The 18,498-nt window shown below is 68.0% G+C and carries 26 protein-coding genes; 25 read left to right on the top strand and 1 reads right to left on the bottom strand.

Annotated elements, in window-relative coordinates; all coding sequences use genetic code 11:
* Positions 1–167: 167 nt before the first annotated feature.
* The 17 genes from AAHB17_RS07390 (at position 168) to hisA (ending at position 13,055) form a co-directional block, all read left to right on the top strand.
* Positions 168–998 carry an ABC transporter ATP-binding protein gene (locus AAHB17_RS07390; RefSeq protein ID WP_342129892.1) on the top strand — a complete coding sequence of 277 codons (831 nt, stop codon included), beginning with the start codon at positions 168–170 and terminating at the stop codon, positions 996–998.
* Complete coding sequence (gene mlaE, locus AAHB17_RS07395; protein WP_342129893.1) at positions 998–1,777, top strand: lipid asymmetry maintenance ABC transporter permease subunit MlaE; 780 nt, start codon at positions 998–1,000, stop codon at positions 1,775–1,777. The genes AAHB17_RS07390 and mlaE overlap by 1 nt, the downstream gene beginning before the upstream one ends.
* Positions 1,778–1,793: 16 nt before the next feature.
* Positions 1,794–2,270 carry an outer membrane lipid asymmetry maintenance protein MlaD gene (gene mlaD / locus AAHB17_RS07400; protein WP_342129894.1) on the top strand — a complete coding sequence of 159 codons (477 nt, stop codon included), beginning with the start codon at positions 1,794–1,796 and terminating at the stop codon, positions 2,268–2,270.
* Between the two features lie 37 nt (positions 2,271–2,307).
* Positions 2,308–3,054 carry an MlaA family lipoprotein gene (locus tag AAHB17_RS07405; RefSeq protein ID WP_446719567.1) on the top strand — a complete coding sequence of 249 codons (747 nt, stop codon included), beginning with the start codon at positions 2,308–2,310 and terminating at the stop codon, positions 3,052–3,054.
* Positions 3,055–3,144: 90 nt separating this feature from the next.
* Positions 3,145–3,762, top strand: a complete 618-nt coding sequence (locus tag AAHB17_RS07410) for an MlaC/ttg2D family ABC transporter substrate-binding protein (RefSeq protein ID WP_342129895.1) — start codon at positions 3,145–3,147, stop codon at positions 3,760–3,762.
* Entirely contained in the window at positions 3,762–4,046 is a 285-nt protein-coding gene (locus AAHB17_RS07415; protein ID WP_342129897.1) for an STAS domain-containing protein, read from the top strand. Before AAHB17_RS07410 ends, AAHB17_RS07415 begins: the two co-directional genes overlap by 1 nt.
* A gap of 12 nt (positions 4,047–4,058) precedes the next feature.
* A complete protein-coding gene (locus AAHB17_RS07420; protein WP_342129898.1) occupies positions 4,059–5,018 on the top strand; it encodes an ABC transporter ATP-binding protein in 960 nt (319 codons plus the stop codon).
* 82 nt (positions 5,019–5,100) lie between these two features.
* Positions 5,101–5,856 (top strand): ABC transporter permease, encoded by a 756-nt coding sequence (locus AAHB17_RS07425; RefSeq protein WP_342130034.1) that lies wholly within the window; start codon positions 5,101–5,103, stop codon positions 5,854–5,856.
* A gap of 16 nt (positions 5,857–5,872) precedes the next feature.
* Positions 5,873–6,118, top strand: a complete 246-nt coding sequence (locus AAHB17_RS07430) for a BolA family protein (RefSeq protein WP_342129899.1) — start codon at positions 5,873–5,875, stop codon at positions 6,116–6,118.
* Between the two features lie 3 nt (positions 6,119–6,121).
* The gene (gene murA / locus AAHB17_RS07435; protein ID WP_342129900.1) at positions 6,122–7,402 is read left to right on the top strand and encodes a UDP-N-acetylglucosamine 1-carboxyvinyltransferase; all 1,281 of its coding nucleotides are present in this window, start codon (positions 6,122–6,124) and stop codon (positions 7,400–7,402) included.
* Entirely contained in the window at positions 7,399–8,070 is a 672-nt protein-coding gene (gene hisG, locus AAHB17_RS07440; RefSeq protein ID WP_342129901.1) for an ATP phosphoribosyltransferase, read from the top strand. Before murA ends, hisG begins: the two co-directional genes overlap by 4 nt.
* Positions 8,071–8,082: 12 nt before the next feature.
* A complete protein-coding gene (gene hisD / locus AAHB17_RS07445; protein ID WP_342129902.1) occupies positions 8,083–9,393 on the top strand; it encodes a histidinol dehydrogenase in 1,311 nt (436 codons plus the stop codon).
* Between the two features lie 92 nt (positions 9,394–9,485).
* Complete coding sequence (locus AAHB17_RS07450) at positions 9,486–9,842, top strand: hypothetical protein (RefSeq protein WP_342129903.1); 357 nt, start codon at positions 9,486–9,488, stop codon at positions 9,840–9,842.
* 14 nt (positions 9,843–9,856) lie between these two features.
* Positions 9,857–10,963, top strand: coding sequence for a histidinol-phosphate transaminase (gene hisC / locus AAHB17_RS07455; protein ID WP_342129904.1), 1,107 nt, complete (start codon positions 9,857–9,859; stop codon positions 10,961–10,963).
* On the top strand, positions 10,960–11,577 hold the full coding sequence (gene hisB / locus AAHB17_RS07460) for an imidazoleglycerol-phosphate dehydratase HisB (protein WP_342129905.1): 618 nt from the start codon (positions 10,960–10,962) through the stop codon (positions 11,575–11,577). The genes hisC and hisB overlap by 4 nt, the downstream gene beginning before the upstream one ends.
* Before the next feature lie 41 nt (positions 11,578–11,618).
* Positions 11,619–12,281 (top strand): imidazole glycerol phosphate synthase subunit HisH, encoded by a 663-nt coding sequence (hisH, locus tag AAHB17_RS07465; RefSeq protein ID WP_342129906.1) that lies wholly within the window; start codon positions 11,619–11,621, stop codon positions 12,279–12,281.
* 33 nt (positions 12,282–12,314) lie between these two features.
* Complete coding sequence (gene hisA, locus AAHB17_RS07470) at positions 12,315–13,055, top strand: 1-(5-phosphoribosyl)-5-[(5-phosphoribosylamino)methylideneamino]imidazole-4-carboxamide isomerase (protein WP_342129907.1); 741 nt, start codon at positions 12,315–12,317, stop codon at positions 13,053–13,055.
* A 4-nt stretch (positions 13,056–13,059) separates the two neighbouring features.
* On the opposite strand, the gene AAHB17_RS07475 is transcribed toward hisA, so the two are convergent.
* Entirely contained in the window at positions 13,060–14,013 is a 954-nt protein-coding gene (locus AAHB17_RS07475) for a LysR family transcriptional regulator (protein WP_342129908.1), read from the bottom strand.
* 108 nt (positions 14,014–14,121) lie between these two features.
* On the opposite strand from AAHB17_RS07475, the gene uraD reads away from it, so the two are divergent.
* From uraD to tatA, 8 genes are all read left to right on the top strand, one after another.
* Positions 14,122–14,670 carry a 2-oxo-4-hydroxy-4-carboxy-5-ureidoimidazoline decarboxylase gene (uraD, locus tag AAHB17_RS07480; protein ID WP_342129909.1) on the top strand — a complete coding sequence of 183 codons (549 nt, stop codon included), beginning with the start codon at positions 14,122–14,124 and terminating at the stop codon, positions 14,668–14,670.
* A gap of 18 nt (positions 14,671–14,688) precedes the next feature.
* Entirely contained in the window at positions 14,689–15,669 is a 981-nt protein-coding gene (locus AAHB17_RS07485; protein ID WP_342129910.1) for a Bug family tripartite tricarboxylate transporter substrate binding protein, read from the top strand.
* 65 nt (positions 15,670–15,734) lie between these two features.
* Entirely contained in the window at positions 15,735–16,514 is a 780-nt protein-coding gene (hisF, locus tag AAHB17_RS07490; RefSeq protein ID WP_342129911.1) for an imidazole glycerol phosphate synthase subunit HisF, read from the top strand.
* Complete coding sequence (gene hisI, locus AAHB17_RS07495; protein WP_342129912.1) at positions 16,514–16,903, top strand: phosphoribosyl-AMP cyclohydrolase; 390 nt, start codon at positions 16,514–16,516, stop codon at positions 16,901–16,903. The genes hisF and hisI overlap by 1 nt, the downstream gene beginning before the upstream one ends.
* Positions 16,900–17,271, top strand: coding sequence for a phosphoribosyl-ATP diphosphatase (locus tag AAHB17_RS07500; RefSeq protein ID WP_446719568.1), 372 nt, complete (start codon positions 16,900–16,902; stop codon positions 17,269–17,271). Before hisI ends, AAHB17_RS07500 begins: the two co-directional genes overlap by 4 nt.
* 25 nt (positions 17,272–17,296) lie before the next feature.
* A complete protein-coding gene (locus AAHB17_RS07505; protein WP_342129914.1) occupies positions 17,297–17,671 on the top strand; it encodes a DUF4870 family protein in 375 nt (124 codons plus the stop codon).
* A complete protein-coding gene (locus AAHB17_RS07510) occupies positions 17,668–18,024 on the top strand; it encodes a histidine triad nucleotide-binding protein (protein WP_342129915.1) in 357 nt (118 codons plus the stop codon). The genes AAHB17_RS07505 and AAHB17_RS07510 overlap by 4 nt, the downstream gene beginning before the upstream one ends.
* A gap of 220 nt (positions 18,025–18,244) precedes the next feature.
* On the top strand, positions 18,245–18,481 hold the full coding sequence (tatA, locus tag AAHB17_RS07515; protein ID WP_342129916.1) for a Sec-independent protein translocase subunit TatA: 237 nt from the start codon (positions 18,245–18,247) through the stop codon (positions 18,479–18,481).
* Positions 18,482–18,498 lie beyond the last annotated feature (17 nt).

The raw sequence follows: 18,498 nt of genomic DNA on the forward strand, positions 1-18,498 counted from the left end.
CTCGGTGGACGAGTTCCTGATGGGTTACAGCGATTTGCCGCGTTGACAAAAGCTTAACCTGCGCGGATCCAGGGGTCTGGGGTAAACCCTTTATCATTGACAGCACCTGAATCCGCCTGGAACGCGCCGACCGCAGGGTCGGCGTTTTCATTTCACCCCTACCCTGCATGGCCGACGACAACCTGGTCGAATTCCGCGACGTCACCTTCGCCTATCCCGGTGCGAGGGGTGAGCGCGTCATCCTCGACGGCGTCAGCCTGGAGGTGCCGCGTGGCAAGGTGACGGCGCTCATGGGCGCCTCGGGGGGCGGCAAAACCACCGTGCTGCGCCTGATTGGTGGCCAGCAAAAGGCCGGCGGCGGCCAGGTCGTGGTGCATGGTGAGGACGTGGCCACGCTGGACCGCGAGGGTCTGCACGCTTTGCGCCGCCGCATGGGCATGCTGTTCCAGTTCGGCGCCCTGTTCACCGACCTGAGCGTGTTCGAGAACGTGGCTTTTCCGCTGCGCGAACACACCCGCCTGCCCGACGACCTGCTGCGCGACATCGTTCTCATGAAACTCAATGCCGTGGGCCTGCGTGGCGCGCGTGACCTCATGCCTAGCGAAATCTCGGGGGGCATGGCGCGGCGCGTGGCGCTGGCCCGCGCCATCGCGCTGGACCCCGAGCTCATCATGTACGACGAGCCCTTTGCCGGCCTGGACCCCATTTCCCTGGGCACGGCGGCCCAGCTGATCCGCCGCCTCAACGACGCGCTGGGCATCACCAGCATCATCGTCTCGCACGACCTGGAAGAAACCTTCGGCATCGCCGACCAGGTGATCGTGCTGGCCAACGGCCGGGTGGCCGCGCAGGGCACGCCCGACGAGGTGCGCCACTCCACCGATCCGCTGGTGCACCAGTTCGTGCACGCCGAGAGCGACGGGCCGGTGCATTTCCACTACCCTGGCCCAACCGTGGCCGACGACTTTGGCGTGGCCACCCGCGGAGGGCGCCGCTGATGGGCGCGCTGTTGTCCGATCTGGGCCGCTCGGCGCGGCTGGGCCTGGGCGCGGTGGGGCTGGCCACGCGCCTGTTCCTGCGCCTGCTGCAGCTGCTGCCGGCCACGCTGGCGCGGTTTGGCCTGGTGCGCGACCAGATTCACTTTCTGGGCAACTACTCCCTGGCCATCATCGGCGTGTCGGGCCTGTTCGTCGGTTTTGTGCTGGCCCTGCAGGGCTACTACATCCTGCAGCGCTACGGCTCGGCCGAGGCCCTGGGCATGATGGTGGCGCTGTCGCTGCTGCGCGAGCTGGGGCCGGTGGTCACGGCGCTGCTGTTCGCCGGCCGCGCCGGCACCGCGCTCACCGCCGAGATCGGCCTCATGAAGGCCGGCGAGCAGCTCAGCGCCATGGAGATGATGGCGGTCGATCCGATCCGTCGCGTGCTGGCGCCGCGTTTCTGGGCCGGCGTGTTCACCATGCCCATGCTGGCGGCCGTCTTCAGCGCCGTGGGCATCATCGGCGGCTGGCTGGTGGGGGTGGTGATGATCGGTGTCGACGCCGGCTCCTTCTGGAGCCAGATGCAGGGCGGCGTCGAGTGGTGGAACGACCTCGGCAACGGCGTGCTCAAGAGCATCGTGTTCGGCGTCACCGTCACTTTCGTGGCGCTCTACCAGGGCTACATGGCCCAGCCCACGCCCGAAGGCGTGTCGCGCGCCACCACCCGCACGGTGGTGGTGGCCTCGCTGTGGGTGCTGGGCCTCGATTTCGGCCTGACGGCCATGATGTTCACGGTCTGAACGCCGGAGAAAAGACATGCAACAAAGCAAAAACGACGTCTGGGTGGGGCTGTTTGTGGTGATCGGCATCGCCGCGCTGCTGTTCCTGGCGCTCAAGTCGGCCAACCTGCTGCAGATCAGCTTCGATCCCACCTACCGGGTCACGGCGCGCTTCGACAACATCGGTGGCCTCAAGCCTCGCTCCGCGGTGCGCAGCGCCGGCGTGGTGGTGGGGCGGGTCGAGGCCATCGGTTTCGACGACAAGAGCTTCCAGGCCAACGTGGTGCTGAGCATGGACGCCCGCTATGCCTTTCCCAAGGACAGCTCGCTCAAGATCCTCACCAGCGGCCTGCTGGGCGAGCAGTACATCGGTGTCGAGGCCGGTGGCGATACCGCCAACCTGGGCGAAGGTGCGGTGATCACGCAGACGCAGTCGGCGGTGGTGCTGGAAAACCTGATCAGCCAGTTCCTGTTCAAATCGGCCGCCGATGGCGGCAGCAAAAAGGACGAATGAGGGCGCCGATGCCGCCCCCAGTTCGAAAGGATTCACGATGAACCCCCATTGCAGCGCTGTTTCAATCCGCCCGGTGATGGCGCGGTGGCTGTCCTGGTGCCTCGCCTTGTGCCTGGTGGTGTTGGCCGGTTGCGCCTCGGGCCCGAACGCCCACCCGCGCGACCCCATCGAACCCTTCAACCGCGGCGTGCAGCGTTTCAACGACGGCGTCGACGAGGCGGTGCTCAAGCCCGTGGCCACCGCCTACCGCGAGGTCATGCCCGACCTGCTGCGCACCGGTGTCAACAACTTCTTCGCCAACCTGCGCGACTTGTGGTCCTCGGTCAACGCCGCGCTGCAGCTGCGGCCGCAGGAGGCGGTGGAAAACTTCATGCGCTTCAACGTCAACACCTTCCTGGGCCTGGGCGGTGTGCTGGACGTGGCGTCCGAATTGCAGATCGAGCGCACCACGCTGGATTTTGGCCAGACCCTGGGCCGCTGGGGCATCCCCTCGGGCCCCTACCTGGTGCTGCCTTTCATGGGGCCGTCCACCGTGCGCGACGCGGTGGGCATGGGCGTGGAGGCGTCGGGTGACCTGGTGATGGGCATGGACCACGTGCCTTCGCGCAATTCGCTGTATGCGCTGCGCGTGGTCGAGGCCCGTGCCAACCTGCTGCGCGCCGGTACCATGCTCGACCAGGCCGCGCTGGACAAGTACAGCTTCACCCGCGATGCCTACCTGCAGCGCCGCGACAGCCAGGTCCGCGCCTTGATTGGGCGCGACGACGATGCCGCCGACGAGTAAGCACTTGTAGCAACATGGAACCCAGGTCCGTGGCCGGGGTCTTTGAACATTCATCAGGGGCCGCCGGTGCGGCCCGGAAAGGCGACAGCCATGAAACGACGTGACTTTTACCGCACTGTGCTGGCCGTGGGCAGCGTGTTCGCCGTTGGCGGCGCCTGGGCCCAGGAAGAGGCGCCCGACGCCCTGGTCAAGCGCATCTCGACCGAGGTGCTCGATGCCGTCAAGAGCGATGCCGCCATCCAGGCCGGCGACGTGGGCCGCATCACCGCGCTGGTGGACGGCAAGATCATGCCCAACGTCAACTTCACCCGCATGACGGCCTCCGCCGTGGGCCGCTTCTGGCGCCAGGCCACGCCCGAGCAGCAGAAACGCCTGCAGGATGAGTTCAAGACCCTGCTGGTGCGCACCTATTCGGGCGCCCTGGGCGAGGTCAAGGAGCACACCCTGAGCTTCAAGCCGCTGCGTGCCAAACCCGAGGATACCGAGGTGGTGGTGCGCTCCGAGGTGCGTGGCCGTGGCGAACCCATCCAGTTGGACTACCGGTTGGAGAAGACCGCCGGCGGCTGGAAAATCTACGACCTCAACGTGTTGGGCGTCTGGCTGGTCGAGACCTACCGCAGCCAGTTCGCGCAGGAAATCAACAACAAGGGGCTGGACGGACTGATCACGTCGCTGGCCCAGCGCAACAAATCCAACGGCAAGAGCTGATGAACACCGCCTCCTCGGCCGCCCTGGCGCTGCCGGCACGCCTGACCCATGCCGACGCGGTGGCCTGCCTGGCCGCCTTGCAGCAGCAGGCCGGCGCGGCAACGGGGCCGGTCGTGGTGGACGCTTCCGCGCTGCAGGACTTCGATTCGACCGCGCTGGCCGCGCTGCTGTCGCTGCGCCGCTGGGCGCTGTCGCAGGGCCGCGCGCTGGAGGTGCGACGTTTGCCGGCGCGGCTGGCCGAGCTGGTGGCCCTGTACGGGGTAGGCGAACTGTTGCCCGCGTAAAATGCCGGGTCCATGCCCGCCATTTCATTTCAGAACGTCTCCAAGAACTACGCCACGCCGCGTGGCGAGCTGCAGGCCCTCAAGGGCGTGAGTTTCGACATCGAGGCGGGTGAGTTTTTTGGCTTGCTCGGCCCCAATGGCGCCGGCAAAACCACCCTCATCAGCATACTGGCGGGCCTTTCGCGCGCCAGCGGTGGCCATGTACGGGTGCTCGGCCACGATGTGGTGAGCGACTTCGCCGCCGCCCGGCGCCAGCTGGGCGTGGTGCCACAAGAGCTGGTGTTCGACCCTTTCTTCAACGTGCGCGAGACCCTGCGCATCCAGTCCGGCTATTTCGGCATCCAGGGCAACGACGCCTGGATCGACGAACTGCTCGAGGGCCTGGGCCTGGCCGACAAGGCCGGCGCCAACATGCGCCAGCTCTCGGGTGGCATGAAACGCCGTGTGCTGGTGGCGCAGGCCCTGGTGCACAAGCCGCCGGTCATCGTGCTCGACGAACCCACGGCTGGCGTGGACGTGGAGCTGCGCCAGACCCTTTGGCAGTTTGTCTCGCAGCTCAACAAGACCCAGGGCAGCACCGTGCTGCTGACCACCCACTACCTCGAAGAGGCCGAGGCCCTGTGTGGCCGCATCGCCATGCTGAAGCGGGGCGAGGTGGTGGCGCTCGAAAAAACCTCCGACCTGCTGAGCCGGGCGTCGTCCAACGTGCTGCGCTTCAAGACCGACCAGACCCTGCCCGCCGACCTGACCGCGATCGCCCGCGTCACCGGGCGGGTGGTGCAGCTGCCGGCGCACAACGCGGCCGAGGTCGAGCGCATCCTGGCGCGTGCGCGGGAGGCCGGTCTGGTGGTCGATGACATCGAGATCCGCAAGGCCGATCTGGAGGACGTGTTCCTGGACGTGATGTCCGGCGCGTCGGCCACCACCGCACCCATGGCGCCCATGCCACCGACCGAGGAGGTGACGCCATGAGCACCGCACGACCGCCCGAAGGCGCGCACATCCCCTCAGGGGGCAGCGCAGTGCGCGCAGCGACAAGCATGGGGGCATGCAAATGACCGGTTGGCAGACCCTGTTCTACAAAGAGATTCTTCGTTTCTGGAAGGTGGCCTTCCAGACCGTGATCGCGCCCATCGTCACCGCGCTGCTCTACATGTTGATCTTCGGGCACGTGCTCGAAGGCCGCGTCACCGTCTACGGCTCCATCAGCTACACCGCCTTCCTGGTGCCCGGCCTGGTGATGATGAGTGTGTTGCAGAATGCCTTTGCCAACAGCTCGTCCAGCCTGATCCAGAGCAAGATGATGGGCAACCTGGTGTTCCTGCTGCTCACGCCGCTGTCGCACCGCGCCTGGTTCGTGGCCTACGTCGGTTCGTCCATGGTGCGAGGTCTGGTGGTGGGCGCGGGCGTGCTGGCCGTGACGGCCTGGTTCGGCCGTCCGAGCTGGGTGGCGCCGCAGTGGATCGTGCTGTTCGCGGTGCTCGGCGCCGGTCTGCTGGGCGCGCTGGGCCTGATCGGCGGTCTGTGGGCCGAGAAGTTCGACCAGATGGCCGCCTTCCAGAACTTCCTCATCATGCCCATGACCTTTTTGTCGGGCGTGTTCTATTCCATCCACTCGCTGCCCGAGTTCTGGCAGCGCGTGAGCCACCTCAATCCGTTTTTCTACATGATCGACGGCTTCCGCTACGGTTTCTTCGGCGTCAGCGACGCCTCGCCGTGGCTGAGCCTGAGCATCGTGGCCACCGCCTTTGCCGGGGTCAGCGCGATCGCGCTGCATCTGCTGCGCATCGGCTACAAGATCCGACACTAAGCGACCCCAGGGACCCATGACCGCCGAAGAACTGCAAGCCATCATCAGCGCCGGACTGCGCTGTGACCACATCGAAGTGAGCGGCGATGGCCGCCACTGGTCGGCCGTGATCGTTTCCTCCGAATTCGAGGGCAAGCGCGCCATCCAGCGCCATCAGCGTGTCTATGCCACGCTGGGCAGCCGCATGTTGACCGACGAGGTGCATGCCCTGTCGATGAAGACCCACACGCCGGCCGAGTGGGCCCGGCAGGCGGGGGGCTGACGCATGGATCAACTGCGCATACGCGGCGGCCAGCGCCTGCACGGCGAACTGCGGGTGTCGGGCGCCAAGAACGCCGCCCTGCCCGAGCTCTGCGCGGCCCTGCTCACGGCCGATGCCGTGACCCTGCACAATGTGCCGGCGCTGCAGGACGTGAGCACCATGCTCAAGCTGATCCGCAACATGGGCGTGACCGCCGAGCGCGACCCGGCCGACAGCGACCGCGTGCTGCTGGGCGCTGGCGCGCTGGACAAGCCCGAGGCGCCCTACGAGCTGGTCAAGACCATGCGCGCCTCCATCCTGGCGCTGGGCCCGCTGCTGGCGCGGTTTGGCCATGCACGGGTGTCGCTGCCCGGGGGCTGCGCCATCGGTTCGCGCCCGGTGGACCAGCACATCAAGGGCCTGCAGGCCATGGGAGCGGTCATCGTGGTCGAGCACGGCTACATCGAGGCCTCGCTGCCCACCGGCCGCACGCGCCTGCAAGGCGCCCATATCACCACCGACATGGTGACCGTCACCGGCACCGAAAACCTCATGATGGCCGCTGCCCTGGCCGATGGCGAGACCGTGCTGGAAAACGCAGCCGAAGAACCCGAGGTGGTGGACCTGGCCGAGATGCTCATCAAGATGGGCGCCCGCATCGAGGGCCATGGCTCGCGCCGCATCCGCATCCAGGGCGTGGAACGCCTGGGCGGCTGCGAACACCAGGTGGTGGCCGACCGCATCGAGGCCGGCACCTTCCTGTGCGCGGTGGCCGCCGCCGGCGGTGACGCCATCCTGCAGGCCGCCCGTGCCGACCACCTGGACGCCGTCATCGACAAGCTGCGCGACGCCGGCGTGACGGTGGAAGCCGTGGCGGGCGGCGTGCGCGTGGCCTCGCCCGGTGCCGGCGCGCTCAAGGCGCAGACCTTCCGCACCACCGAATACCCCGGTTTCCCGACCGACATGCAGGCCCAGTTCATGGCGCTCAACGTGGTGGCCCAGGGCGCCAGCCGCGTGACCGAGACCATCTTCGAGAACCGCTACATGCACGTGCAGGAGCTGCAGCGCCTGGGGGCCGACATCCAGGTGGAGGGCAAGGTGGCCCTGATCACCGGCGTGCCGCGCCTGTCGGGCGCCACGGTGATGGCCACCGACCTGCGCGCCTCCGCCAGCCTGGTGATCGCCGGCCTGGTGGCCGACGGCGAGACCACCGTGGACCGCATTTACCACCTGGACCGCGGCTACGACCGCATGGAAAACAAGCTGCGCGCTCTGGGCGCGGACATCGAACGCGTCAAGCCATGAAACCTGATCTGGTCACCCTCGCGCTGTCCAAGGGCCGCATTTTCGAAGAGACGCTGCCGCTGCTCAAAGCCGCCGGCATCGAGGTGCTGGAAGACCCCGAGAAGTCGCGCAAGCTCATCCTCCCGACCAACCGCCCGGACGTGCAGGTGGTGCTGGTGCGCGCCTCCGACGTGCCCACTTACGTGCAGTACGGCGGCGCCGACCTGGGCGTGTGTGGCAAGGACACGCTGATCGAACACCAGGCCGAGTGGGGCGGTGCCGGCGGCGGGCTCTACCAGCCGCTGGACCTGCACATCGCCCGCTGCCGCATGAGCGTGGCCGTGCGCGCCGATTTCGACTACGCCTCGGCCGTGCGCCAGGGCTCGCGCCTGACCGTGGCCACCAAGTACACGGCCATCGCGCGCGAGTTCTTCTCGGCCAAGGGCGTGCACGTGGACCTGATCAAGCTCTACGGCAGCATGGAGCTGGCGCCGTTGACCGGCCTGGCCGACGCCATCGTCGACCTGGTCTCCACCGGCAACACCCTCAAGGCCAACCACCTGGTCGAGGTCGAGCGCATCATGGACATCAGCTCCCGCCTGGTCGTCAACCAGGCCGCGCTCAAGCTCAAGCGCGCGACCATCAAACCCATCATCGAAGCCTTTGCCACTGCGGCCCAGCCCGCCTGAAAGCCTCCAGCCATGTCCGCCCAGCCCGTTCGCCTGTCCACCGCCCAGCCCGATTTCGAGGCCCGCTTCAAGGCGCTGCAGCATTGGGCCGCCGACACCGACGCCGCCATCGAGCAGCGCGTGGCCGACATCCTGGCCGACGTGCAGGCCCGGGGCGACGCGGCTGTGCTGGACTACACAGCGCGCTTTGACGGCCTGCAGGCCGACAGCGTGGCCGCGCTCGAAATCACGCAGGCCGAGCTGCAGGCGGCGCTGCTGGCCCTGCCGGCCGAGCAACGCCAGGCGCTGGCGTCTGCTGCCGCGCGGGTGCGCAGCTACCACGAGGCCCAGAAACGCGCCTGTGGCGAAAGCTGGCAGTACCGCGACGAAGACGGCACCCTGTTGGGCCAGAAGGTCACGCCGCTGGACCGCGTGGGCATCTACGTGCCCGGCGGCAAGGCGGCCTACCCATCCAGCGTGCTGATGAACGCCATCCCCGCCCACGTGGCCGGTGTGCCCGAGATCATCATGGTGGTGCCCACGCCCAAGGGCGAGCGCAACGCGCTGGTGCTGGCCGCCGCCGCCGTGGCCGGCGTCAGCCGAGCCTTCACCGTCGGGGGAGCGCAGGCCGTGGGCGCGCTGGCCTACGGCACGGCCACCGTGCCGCGTGTGGACAAGATCACCGGCCCCGGCAACGCCTACGTGGCCAGTGCCAAGCGCCGCGTGTTCGGCACCGTGGGCATCGACATGATCGCCGGCCCGAGCGAGATCCTGGTGCTGGCCGACGGCACGACCCCGCCCGACTGGGTGGCGATGGACCTGTTCTCGCAGGCCGAGCACGACGAGTTGGCGCAAAGCATCCTGCTGTGCCCGGACGCCGGCTACATCGACGCGGTGCAGCGCGAAATCGACCGCCTGCTGCCCGAGATGCCGCGCGCGGCCATCATCGCCAAGAGCCTGAACGACCGTGGCGCCCTGATCCACACCCGCAGCATGGAAGAGGCCTGCGACATCAGCAACCGCATCGCACCCGAGCACCTGGAGGTCAGCAGCCGCGACCCGCACCGCTGGGAGCCGCTGCTGCGCCACGCCGGCGCCATCTTCCTTGGCGCCTTCACCAGCGAAAGCCTGGGCGACTACTGCGCCGGCCCCAACCACGTCCTGCCCACCAGCGGCACGGCGCGTTTTTCCTCGCCCCTGGGCGTCTACGACTTCCAGAAACGCAGCAGCCTGATCGAGGTCAGCGAGGCTGGCGCCCAGGTGCTGGGCCACACCGCCAGCGTGCTGGCGCACGGCGAGGGCCTGCAAGCCCACGCCCGGGCGGCAGAAATGCGCTTGAAATGAGCTCCCCCCGCGCCGCTTCGCGTCACCCCCCAGGGGGCGGCGCCAGCCGTCTGGCAAAGCCAGCCCGGCGGCGCCCCCTGTTGAATGCGTGCTTGCGCTCCAGCCCGGGGTGTCTGGCGTGGCTGGCCCTGGCGCTGTGCGCCACCCAGGCCAGCGCCATGAGCATCCGCGAGTTGCGCGCCATCGAGCAGTTGCAGGCCAACGGCGACCTCCACGCGCAGTACTACCTGATCGGTGTGATGGAGGGGGCTCTGGAGGCCAATGCCATGGCCCAGCGCAACGGGCGCAAGCCGCTGTTTTGCCTGCAGGGCCGGCGGCTCACGCCGCAGACGGCGGCCTCGCTCTACCGCGCCGAGCTGTTGCGCAACGAAGGTGTGTACGAAGCCGACATGCCGGTGGAGCTGGTGATGACCAATGCCTTGTCCAGCAGCTACCGCTGTGCCGATTGATGTTTGATGCCCAAATGAACGCGAACGCCACCTTGCCCCCCGCGCCGGCCCAGCGCATCCGCGCCGACGTCCAGTCCATGCACGCCTACGCGGTGCAGGACGCGGCCGGTCTGCTCAAGCTCGACGCGATGGAGAACCCACACCGGCTGTCGCCCGCCCTGCAGGCCGAGCTGGGCGCCCGCCTGGGCGCGGTGGCCATCAACCGCTACCCCGGGCCGCGGGTGGATGCCCTCAAGGCCGCCATCGCGCGCCATGTGGACCTGCCCGCGGGCCACGCGCTCATGCTGGGCAACGGGTCCGACGAACTGATCTCGCTGCTGGCCATGGCCTGCGACGTGCCCGGCGCCAGCATCCTGGCGCCGCTGCCGGGTTTTGTGATGTACGCCATGAGCGCCCAGCTCCAGGGCCTGGCCTTCCATGGCGTGGACCTGACGGCCGACTTCGAACTCGACGAGGCGGCCATGACCGCCGCCATCCGCGCCCACCAGCCCGCCATCACCTACCTGGCCTACCCCAACAACCCCACCGCCAACCTGTGGGACGCGTCCGTGATGCGCCGCCTGGTCGCCGAGGTGGCGGCCGTGGGGGGGTTGGTGGTCATCGACGAGGCCTACCAGCCCTTCTCCAGCGCCAGTTGGCTGGACGAGATCCACCGCGATCCGGCGGCCAACGGTCACGTGCTGCTGATGCGCACCCTGTCCAAGTTCGGCCTGGCCGGCGTGCGCCTGGGTTACATGGTGGGGCCGCAGGCCCTGGTGGCCGAGGTCGACAAGGTCCGTCCGCCCTACAACATCAGCGTGCTCAACGCCGAGTGTGCGCTGTTCGCGCTGGAACACGACCAGGTGTTCGCCGCCCAGGCGGCCGACATCCGCGCCCAGCGCCAGCGCCTGATCGACGCATTGGCGGGGCTGCCCGGCACCCGCGTCTTCCCCAGCCAGGCCAACATGGTGCTGGTGCGTGTGCCCGATGCCGGGCGCGCCTTCGATGGCCTCAAGGCCGCTGGCGTGCTGGTGAAGAATGTTTCTAAAATGCACCCATTGCTGGCCAACTGCCTGCGCCTGACCGTGGGCACCGCCGACGAGAACACGCAGATGCTGTCGGCCCTGCGCCAAGCCCTATGACCACCAACCTCATCGTTTCCCATCCCGACCGCATCGCGGTGGTCGACCGCCAGACCAGCGAAACCCGCATCCGCGTGGCCATCAATCTCGATGGCAAGGGCAGCTCGCGCCTGGCCACGGGCATCGGCTTCTTCGACCACATGCTCGACCAGATCGCCCGCCACGGGCTGATCGACCTCGACATCGCCTGCGAGGGCGACCTGCACATCGATGGCCACCACACGGTGGAGGACGTGGGCATCACCGTGGGCCAGGCCTTCGCGCGAGCGGTGGGCGACAAGAAGGGCATCCGCCGCTACGGCCATGCCTACGTGCCGCTGGACGAGGCGCTGAGCCGCGTGGTGGTGGATTTCTCCGGTCGCCCGGGCCTGCACATGGAGGTGGCCTTCACCAGCGGCATGATCGGCCAGCTCGACACCCAGCTGGTGTTCGAGTTCTTCCAGGGTTTCGTCAACCACGCCGGTGTCTCCCTGCACATCGACAACCTCAAGGGCGTGAACGCACACCACCAGTGCGAGACCATCTTCAAGGCGTTCGCGCGCGCGCTGCGCATGGCCCTGGAGCGCGATCCGCGCCTGGGCGACGTCATCCCCTCCACCAAAGGTTCGCTCTGAACATTTGACCCTGCCGTGGCAGCCAACGGGTTTTTCCTCGCATGAATCGCAAGACAGTGGCCGTGGTCGACTACGGCATGGGCAACCTGCGCTCGGTATCGCAGGCGGTGGCGCACGTCACCGCCGGCACCGGCTTCGAGGTGGTCGTGACCTCCGATCCCCAGGACGTGCTGAACGCCGAGCGGGTGGTGCTGCCCGGCCAGGGCGCCATGCCCGACTGCATGGCCGAGCTCCAGCGCTCGGGCCTGCGCGACGCCGTGCTGCACGCTGCCGCCCACAAACCGCTGTTCGGTGTCTGCGTCGGCATGCAGATGCTGCTGAGCCACAGCGAGGAAGGCCCCACCGACGGCCTGGGCCTGATTCCCGGCCAGGTGCGCCGCTTCCGCCTCGAAGGCCAGCTTCAGCCCGACGGCAGCCGCTACAAGGTGCCACAGATGGGCTGGAACCAGGTTTTCCACCAACTCGGCCGCGGCGCGCCGCACCCGCTGTGGCAGGGCGTGGAAGAGGGTGCCTACTTCTACTTCGTGCACAGCTTCTATGCCCAGCCCGATGCGCCCGCGCACAGCGTGGGCGAGACCGACTATGGCGTGCGGCTGTCCGCCGCCATCGCGCGCGACAACATTTTTGCCGCCCAGTTTCACCCCGAGAAGAGCGCCGACCAAGGGCTGGCGCTTTACCGCAACTTCCTCCACTGGAACCCCTGACGCGACGCGTCCTTTCTTTCACACCACACCGCCATGCTGCTGATACCTGCCATTGACTTGAAAGACGGCCAATGCGTGCGCCTCAAACAGGGCGACATGGACCAGACGACCGTGTTCGGCGAAGACCCGGCGGCCGTGGCCCGGGGCTGGGTCGACAAGGGCGCGCGCCGCGTGCACCTGGTCGACCTCAACGGCGCCTTTGCCGGCAAGCCCAAGAACGAGCAGGCCATCCGCAAGATCCTCAAGGAAGTGGGCTCCGAGGTCGACGTGCAGCTCGGCGGCGGCATCCGCGACCTCGACACCATCGAACGCTACCTCGACGCCGGCCTGCGCTACGTCATCATCGGCACCGCCGCGGTCAAGAACCCCGGGTTCCTGCAGGACGCCTGCACCGCCTTCGGCGGCCACATCATCGTGGGGCTGGACGCCAAGGACGGCAAGGTGGCCACCGACGGCTGGAGCAAGCTGACCGGCCACGAGGTGGTCGACCTGGCCAAGAAGTTCGAGGACTACGGCGTCGAGTCCGTGATCTACACCGACATCGGCCGCGACGGCATGCTGACCGGCATCAACATCGAGGCCACCGTCAAGCTGGCCCAGGCGTTGAGCATCCCCGTGATCGCCTCGGGCGGCCTGTCCAACCTCGAAGACATCCGCCGCCTGTGCGAGGTCGAGGGCGAGGGCGTGGAGGGCGTGATCTGCGGCCGCTCCATCTACACCGGCGACCTCGACTTCGAGGCCGGCCAGCAGCTGGCCGACGAGTTGAACGGCTGAGGCCTCAGGGCTGGGTGTCCGGTCCCCGGACACCGGGCCCGCGCGCGGCGCTCAGGCAGTCCTGCAGCGCCGCGATGAGGCGCTCGGACACCAGCTTCACGATCGGACGGGGCGGGCGGGCGGCGTCCACGGCCACGCTGATGCCCTGGGGCTCGGCGCCCCGGTCCCGGATCGGAATGAAGACCAGGCGGCCGCTGGCCAGCTCCGGCCCCACGTCCAGCTCGGACGTGAACACCACATGGTGGCCCCCCAGCGCCAGCTGCTTGACCAGCTGCAATGAATTGGTCTCGATGCAGCGGCGCGATTCCTTGAACAGCCAGCTGTACTGGGCCTCGAGGTAACGCCGTATCGTCAGGGCCTTGCTCTGCAGCGCGATCGGGTGGACCGTGGCCTCCTGGAAACTCACGGTCTGGCGTTGCGCCAGCGGGTGGCCCGGCGCCACCACGCAGCCCAGGGGCAGCTCGCTTTTCCAGAGCACCAGCAGTTCCCGCCGTGGCGCCAGGTTGAAGATGGCCGCCAGGTCGGCCTTGCCCGTCATCAGCGCGACCTCGGCATCGTCGGGCGTGGCCAGCTCGATGGACAGGCTGATCAATGGGTGCTGTGCGCTCAGGTCCTCCACCAGCGCCGGGAGGATGCTGGTGGCATGGCTGTCCATGGCCACCAGCGACACATGGCCCTGGTGTATGCCCTGGATGCGCCGGATCTCGGCCGCCAGCTGGCGCTCGTCCTGCCGCCAGCGGCGCACCAGCGTGATGATGGCGTCGCCCGATGAGGTGAGCCGCATGCCACGCGGCAGCCGCTCGAACAGGGGTACCCCCAGTTCGTCTTCCAGATTCAGGATCTGCCGGTTGATGGCGGAGGCCGCCACGTGCAGTTCGCGCGCGGCTTTCTGGATGGAGCCGGAGCGCGCGACCTGGTCGGCGTAGCGCAGTCCGGCGGAGACGAGCGAATGGCGCATGGACGGATCCCGCAGGGAGGAGGGCAGGTAAATCATACTGATTTTGCGTACGCAATGCTGCAAAAGCTGAGATGGACGGCAATGAAAGCCCTGCCTACGATGCGTTTCATGACAGCACGCATCAGCCTTCAACACCTCAACACCTGCGAGCCCGAGGCCTTCTGCGCCGCACTGGCCGACATCTGGGAGCACGCGCCGTGGGTGGCCCGCGGCGTGCTGGACCAGCGCCCCTTCGCGAGCGCCGAGGCACTGCACCGCGCGATGGTGGGGGTGGTTGCCGGGCTGGGCGAGCCCGAGCGCGTGGCCTTCTATGCCGGCCACCCGGAGCTGGCCGGCGAAGACGCCCGCCGGGGCACCATGACCGCGGCCTCGGTGGACGAGCAGGGCACGCTCGCGCTGGACCGCCTGGATGGGCAAGAGGCCAGTCGGTGGGATGAACTCAACCACGCTTACCGCACGCGCTTCGGCTTCCCCTTCATTCTCTGCATCCGCCGCCACACGCGGGCGTCGGCGTTGCTCGCCTTCCGGCAGCGCCTGGAACACGACCGCGCCACCGAGCTGGCTCACACGCTCGACGAGATCGCCGCCATCACCCGCCTGCGCCTGGACCGCCTCGTTGGCGACGAGGCCGGCCAAGGCACCCCCCTTTCTTCCTGAACCACTGGAGCTGCAGACATGAACACACGACGCACACTTTCCCTCCTGGCCTGCGCGATCGGCCTGCTGGCCGCCGCGGCACCGGCCAGCGCCCAGGGCGGCTATCCCGACCGCCCGGTCAAGCTCATGGTGGCCTTGCCGGCCGGTGGGGGCGTGGACATGATCGCCCGCCTGGTGGGCCAGAAGCTGGCGGCCGTCACCGGCCAGCCCTTCGTGGTCGACAACCGGGCCGGTGCGTCCGGCCGCATCGGCCTGCCGGTGGTGGCCAAGGCGCCGCCGGACGGCTACATGCTGATGGCCTCGCCGGCCTCCTTCCTGACCACCAACAAGGCCATCTTCAAGGAGATGCCCTACGACCCACAGGCCGATTTCGCGCCCATCACCAAGCTGGCCAACCAGGCCATGGTGCTGGTGGTCAAGGACAAGCAGAAGTTCGCGACCGCCGGCGCCGTGCTGGCCGCGGCCAAGGCCAACCCGGGCAGCCTGACCTACGCCAGCTCGGGCGATGGCAGCCCGCAGCACCTGGCCGCGCTCATGTTCGAGACCCGCATGCAGCTGCGCATGACACACATTCCCTACAAGGGTGGCGCGCTGGCCATCAACGACCTGCTGGGCGGCAACGTGGACCTGCTGTTCGCGCCACTGCCCGAGGCGCTGCCTCACATCAAGGCCGGCAAGCTGGCGGCGCTGGCCCTGATGAGCGAGAAGCGCTCACCGCTGATCACCGACGTGCCCACCATGCGCGAGGCCGGCATCCAGAACATGGTCATGCAGACCTGGATCGGCCTGCTGGCGCCGGCGCGCACGCCGCGCCCCATCGTCGACCAGCTCAACCGCCAGGTGCACGCCATCCTGCAGAGCGAGGAGGTGAAGAACCACTTGCTGGAAGCCGGCATGGATGTGGCGCCCACCACGCCCGAGCAGTTCCAGCAGACCATCGCGCAGGAACTCACGCTGCATGCGGAACTGGTGAAGGCCTCTGGACTGGTGCCGCAGTGAGCATCTTGGCGGTGGCCGGCGTCTAGGCCGGGCGGGGGAGGCTGCGGGCCTGCGACAATAGGGCCATGCTCGCCAAACGCATCATCCCCTGCCTGGACGTGACCGGTGGTCGCGTCGTCAAGGGCGTCAACTTCGTCGAACTGCGCGATGCCGGTGATCCGGTGGAAATCGCCGCCCGTTACAACGACCAGGGCGCCGACGAACTGACCTTTCTCGACATCACCGCCACCAGCGACGGTCGCGACCTGATCCTGCACATCATCGAAGCGGTCGCCTCGCAGGTCTTCATCCCGCTGACCGTGGGCGGCGGTGTGCGCACCGTGGAAGACGTGCGCCGCCTGCTCAACGCCGGCGCCGACAAGACCAGCTTCAACTCGGCGGCCATCGCCAACCCGCAGGTGATCCGCGAGGCCTCGGCCAAATACGGCGCGCAGTGCATCGTGGTCGCCATCGACGCCAAGCGCCGCTTTGGCGCCGACCTGCTGGACCGCGGCGAAGGCTGGGACGTCTACAGCCACGGCGGGCGCAAGAACACCGGCCTGGACGCCGTGGCCTGGGCCCGGCAGATGGCCGAACACGGCGCTGGCGAAATTTTGCTGACCAGCATGGACCGCGACGGCACCAAGGCCGGCTTCGACCTGGAACTCACGCGCAGCGTGAGCGAGGCGGTGGACGTGCCGGTGATCGCCTCGGGCGGCGTGGGCAACCTCGACCACCTGGCCGCCGGCATCCAGGCGGGCGGCGCCGACGCGGTGCTGGCCGCCAGCATCTTCCATTACGGCGAATACACCGTCGGCCAGGCCAAGCGCCACATGGCCGAGCGCGGCATTCCAGTGAGGCTGTGATGGACTGGCTCGATCAGATCAAGTGGGACGCCCAGGGCCTGGTGCCGGTGATCGCCCAGGAGCACGGCAGCAAGGACGTGCTGATGTTCGCCTGGATGAACCGCGAGGCGCTGGAAAAGACCGCCGCGCTGGGCCGTGCCGTGTACTTCAGCCGCTCGCGCAACAAGCTCTGGTTCAAGGGCGAGGAATCGGGCCACGTGCAGACGGTGCACGAGATCCGCATCGACTGCGACAACGACGTGGTGCTGCTGCAGGTGACGCAGCTGGGCCACGAACCCGGCATCGCCTGCCACACCGGCCGCCACAGCTGTTTCTTCAGCGTGCTCCGAGACGGCGCCTGGACGCCGGTGGAGCCGGTGCTCAAGGACCCGGAATCGATTTACAAATGACGATGAACGCCACCGATGCCCTGGACCGCCTTGCCGCGGTGATCGAAAGCCGCAAGCCCGCCAACGGCGGCGACCCGGACAAGAGCTACGTCGCCCGCCTGCTGCACAAGGGCCCCGACGCCTTTCTCAAGAAAATCGGCGAGGAAGCCACCGAAACCGTGATGGCCGCCAAGGACTGCGACCACGGCGGCGACCCCGCCAAGCTGGTGGGCGAGGTGGCCGATCTGTGGTTCCATTCCATGATCGCGCTGGCCCATTACGGCCTGTCGCCGGCCGACGTGGTGGCCGAGCTGGCGCGCCGCGAAGGCCTGAGCGGCCTGGAAGAAAAAGCCCTGCGCAAGGCACAGGCCCGCGACGCCGGGCACTGACCCCAACCCGCCCCGGAGACCCGCCATGGATGACCAGACCGAACGCCTGCGCAGCCTCAACACCGTGGGCACCATCAGCTACGTGCTGCACCTCATCGTGGCGGTCAGCGCGGTGGTGCCGGGTGGGCAGTGGGGCCCCACGCTGCTGATCGTGGCGCTGGTCATCGACCTGGTGAAGCGCGGCGAGGCGGTGGGCACCTGGCACGCCAGCCACTTCAGCTGGCGCCTGCGCAGCGTCATGTGGGCCATGGTGCTCTACCTGGTGACCGTGCCGCTGTGGCTGCTGTTCTTCTTCCCGGGCTGGATCGCGTGGGTCGCGATCTCGGTCTGGTTCCTCTACCGCATCGTCAAAGGCATGACCCGCATGAACGCTGGTCAGCCCATGGAGATTCCCGCATGAGCGTTGACAACTGCCTGTTCTGCAAGATTGTTGCCGGCCAGATCCCGAGCAAGAAGGTCTACGAGGACGAACATGTGTTCGCCTTCCACGACATCCACCCCTGGGCACCGGTGCATTTTCTGCTGGTGCCCAAGCGCCACATCGCGTCCATGGCACAGGTCACGGCCGACGACGCCGCGCTGCTGGGCCACATGATGAGCCTGGCGCCGCGCCTGGCCCTGGAGCAGGGCTGCCGGCCCTACCCCGAAGGCGGTTTCCGCATCGTGACCAACACCGGCGCCGAAGGCGGCCAGGAAATCCACCACCTGCACCTGCATGTGATGGGTGGCCCGCGGCCCTGGCTGCGCGGCTGAACGCGAGTTCCCCCCGCGCCGCTTGCAGCGTCACCCCCAGGGGGCGATGCCAGCCGTCTGGCGGCGCCAGCCCGGCGGTGTCTCCCGGGTGGGGCGCGTGCTCGGGCGCCGCTGTCCCTAGGGGCTGTGGTTGCATTTTGTCCTTCGTCATGGAAGCGACGCACCCTGGCTTTAGAATCCAAGGCAATTCAGGGGTCCGTCCCCGCACAGGAGTTTCAACATGGGTTCCCTTTCCATTTGGCATTGGCTGATCGTTCTGCTGATCGTGGTGATGGTGTTCGGCACCAAGAAGCTGAAGAACATCGGCTCCGACCTGGGCGGCGCCGTCAAGGGCTTCAAGGACGGCATGAAGGAAGGCGGCCAGGCGGCTGCCGGCACCGACACCCCCCCGGCCGGCCAGGTGTCGCAGGACACCACCAAGACCACCATCGACGTCGAAGCGAAGCAGAAAAGCTGAGCCCCCGGGCTGCCGCT

The sequence above is a fragment of the Hydrogenophaga sp. OTU3427 genome (assembly GCF_038440225.1).
GTDB lineage: Bacteria > Pseudomonadota > Gammaproteobacteria > Burkholderiales > Burkholderiaceae_C > Hydrogenophaga.

What these genes read in the sequence shown, in the direction of transcription:
- AAHB17_RS07390 (WP_342129892.1), top strand. Translation starts at nt 168, where the DNA reads ATGGCCGACGACAACCTGGTCGAATTCCGCGACGTCACCTTCGCCTAT.
- mlaE (WP_342129893.1), top strand. Translation starts at nt 998, where the DNA reads ATGGGCGCGCTGTTGTCCGATCTGGGCCGCTCGGCGCGGCTGGGCCTG.
- mlaD (WP_342129894.1), top strand. Translation starts at nt 1,794, where the DNA reads ATGCAACAAAGCAAAAACGACGTCTGGGTGGGGCTGTTTGTGGTGATC.
- AAHB17_RS07405 (WP_446719567.1), top strand. Translation starts at nt 2,308, where the DNA reads ATGAACCCCCATTGCAGCGCTGTTTCAATCCGCCCGGTGATGGCGCGG.
- AAHB17_RS07410 (WP_342129895.1), top strand. Translation starts at nt 3,145, where the DNA reads ATGAAACGACGTGACTTTTACCGCACTGTGCTGGCCGTGGGCAGCGTG.
- AAHB17_RS07415 (WP_342129897.1), top strand. Translation starts at nt 3,762, where the DNA reads ATGAACACCGCCTCCTCGGCCGCCCTGGCGCTGCCGGCACGCCTGACC.
- AAHB17_RS07420 (WP_342129898.1), top strand. Translation starts at nt 4,059, where the DNA reads ATGCCCGCCATTTCATTTCAGAACGTCTCCAAGAACTACGCCACGCCG.
- AAHB17_RS07425 (WP_342130034.1), top strand. Translation starts at nt 5,101, where the DNA reads ATGACCGGTTGGCAGACCCTGTTCTACAAAGAGATTCTTCGTTTCTGG.
- AAHB17_RS07430 (WP_342129899.1), top strand. Translation starts at nt 5,873, where the DNA reads ATGACCGCCGAAGAACTGCAAGCCATCATCAGCGCCGGACTGCGCTGT.
- murA (WP_342129900.1), top strand. Translation starts at nt 6,122, where the DNA reads ATGGATCAACTGCGCATACGCGGCGGCCAGCGCCTGCACGGCGAACTG.
- hisG (WP_342129901.1), top strand. Translation starts at nt 7,399, where the DNA reads ATGAAACCTGATCTGGTCACCCTCGCGCTGTCCAAGGGCCGCATTTTC.
- hisD (WP_342129902.1), top strand. Translation starts at nt 8,083, where the DNA reads ATGTCCGCCCAGCCCGTTCGCCTGTCCACCGCCCAGCCCGATTTCGAG.
- hisC (WP_342129904.1), top strand. Translation starts at nt 9,857, where the DNA reads ATGAACGCGAACGCCACCTTGCCCCCCGCGCCGGCCCAGCGCATCCGC.
- hisB (WP_342129905.1), top strand. Translation starts at nt 10,960, where the DNA reads ATGACCACCAACCTCATCGTTTCCCATCCCGACCGCATCGCGGTGGTC.
- hisH (WP_342129906.1), top strand. Translation starts at nt 11,619, where the DNA reads ATGAATCGCAAGACAGTGGCCGTGGTCGACTACGGCATGGGCAACCTG.
- hisA (WP_342129907.1), top strand. Translation starts at nt 12,315, where the DNA reads ATGCTGCTGATACCTGCCATTGACTTGAAAGACGGCCAATGCGTGCGC.
- AAHB17_RS07475 (WP_342129908.1), bottom strand. Translation starts at nt 14,013, where the DNA reads ATGCGCCATTCGCTCGTCTCCGCCGGACTGCGCTACGCCGACCAGGTC.
- uraD (WP_342129909.1), top strand. Translation starts at nt 14,122, where the DNA reads ATGACAGCACGCATCAGCCTTCAACACCTCAACACCTGCGAGCCCGAG.
- AAHB17_RS07485 (WP_342129910.1), top strand. Translation starts at nt 14,689, where the DNA reads ATGAACACACGACGCACACTTTCCCTCCTGGCCTGCGCGATCGGCCTG.
- hisF (WP_342129911.1), top strand. Translation starts at nt 15,735, where the DNA reads ATGCTCGCCAAACGCATCATCCCCTGCCTGGACGTGACCGGTGGTCGC.
- hisI (WP_342129912.1), top strand. Translation starts at nt 16,514, where the DNA reads ATGGACTGGCTCGATCAGATCAAGTGGGACGCCCAGGGCCTGGTGCCG.
- AAHB17_RS07500 (WP_446719568.1), top strand. Translation starts at nt 16,900, where the DNA reads ATGACGATGAACGCCACCGATGCCCTGGACCGCCTTGCCGCGGTGATC.
- AAHB17_RS07505 (WP_342129914.1), top strand. Translation starts at nt 17,297, where the DNA reads ATGGATGACCAGACCGAACGCCTGCGCAGCCTCAACACCGTGGGCACC.
- AAHB17_RS07510 (WP_342129915.1), top strand. Translation starts at nt 17,668, where the DNA reads ATGAGCGTTGACAACTGCCTGTTCTGCAAGATTGTTGCCGGCCAGATC.
- tatA (WP_342129916.1), top strand. Translation starts at nt 18,245, where the DNA reads ATGGGTTCCCTTTCCATTTGGCATTGGCTGATCGTTCTGCTGATCGTG.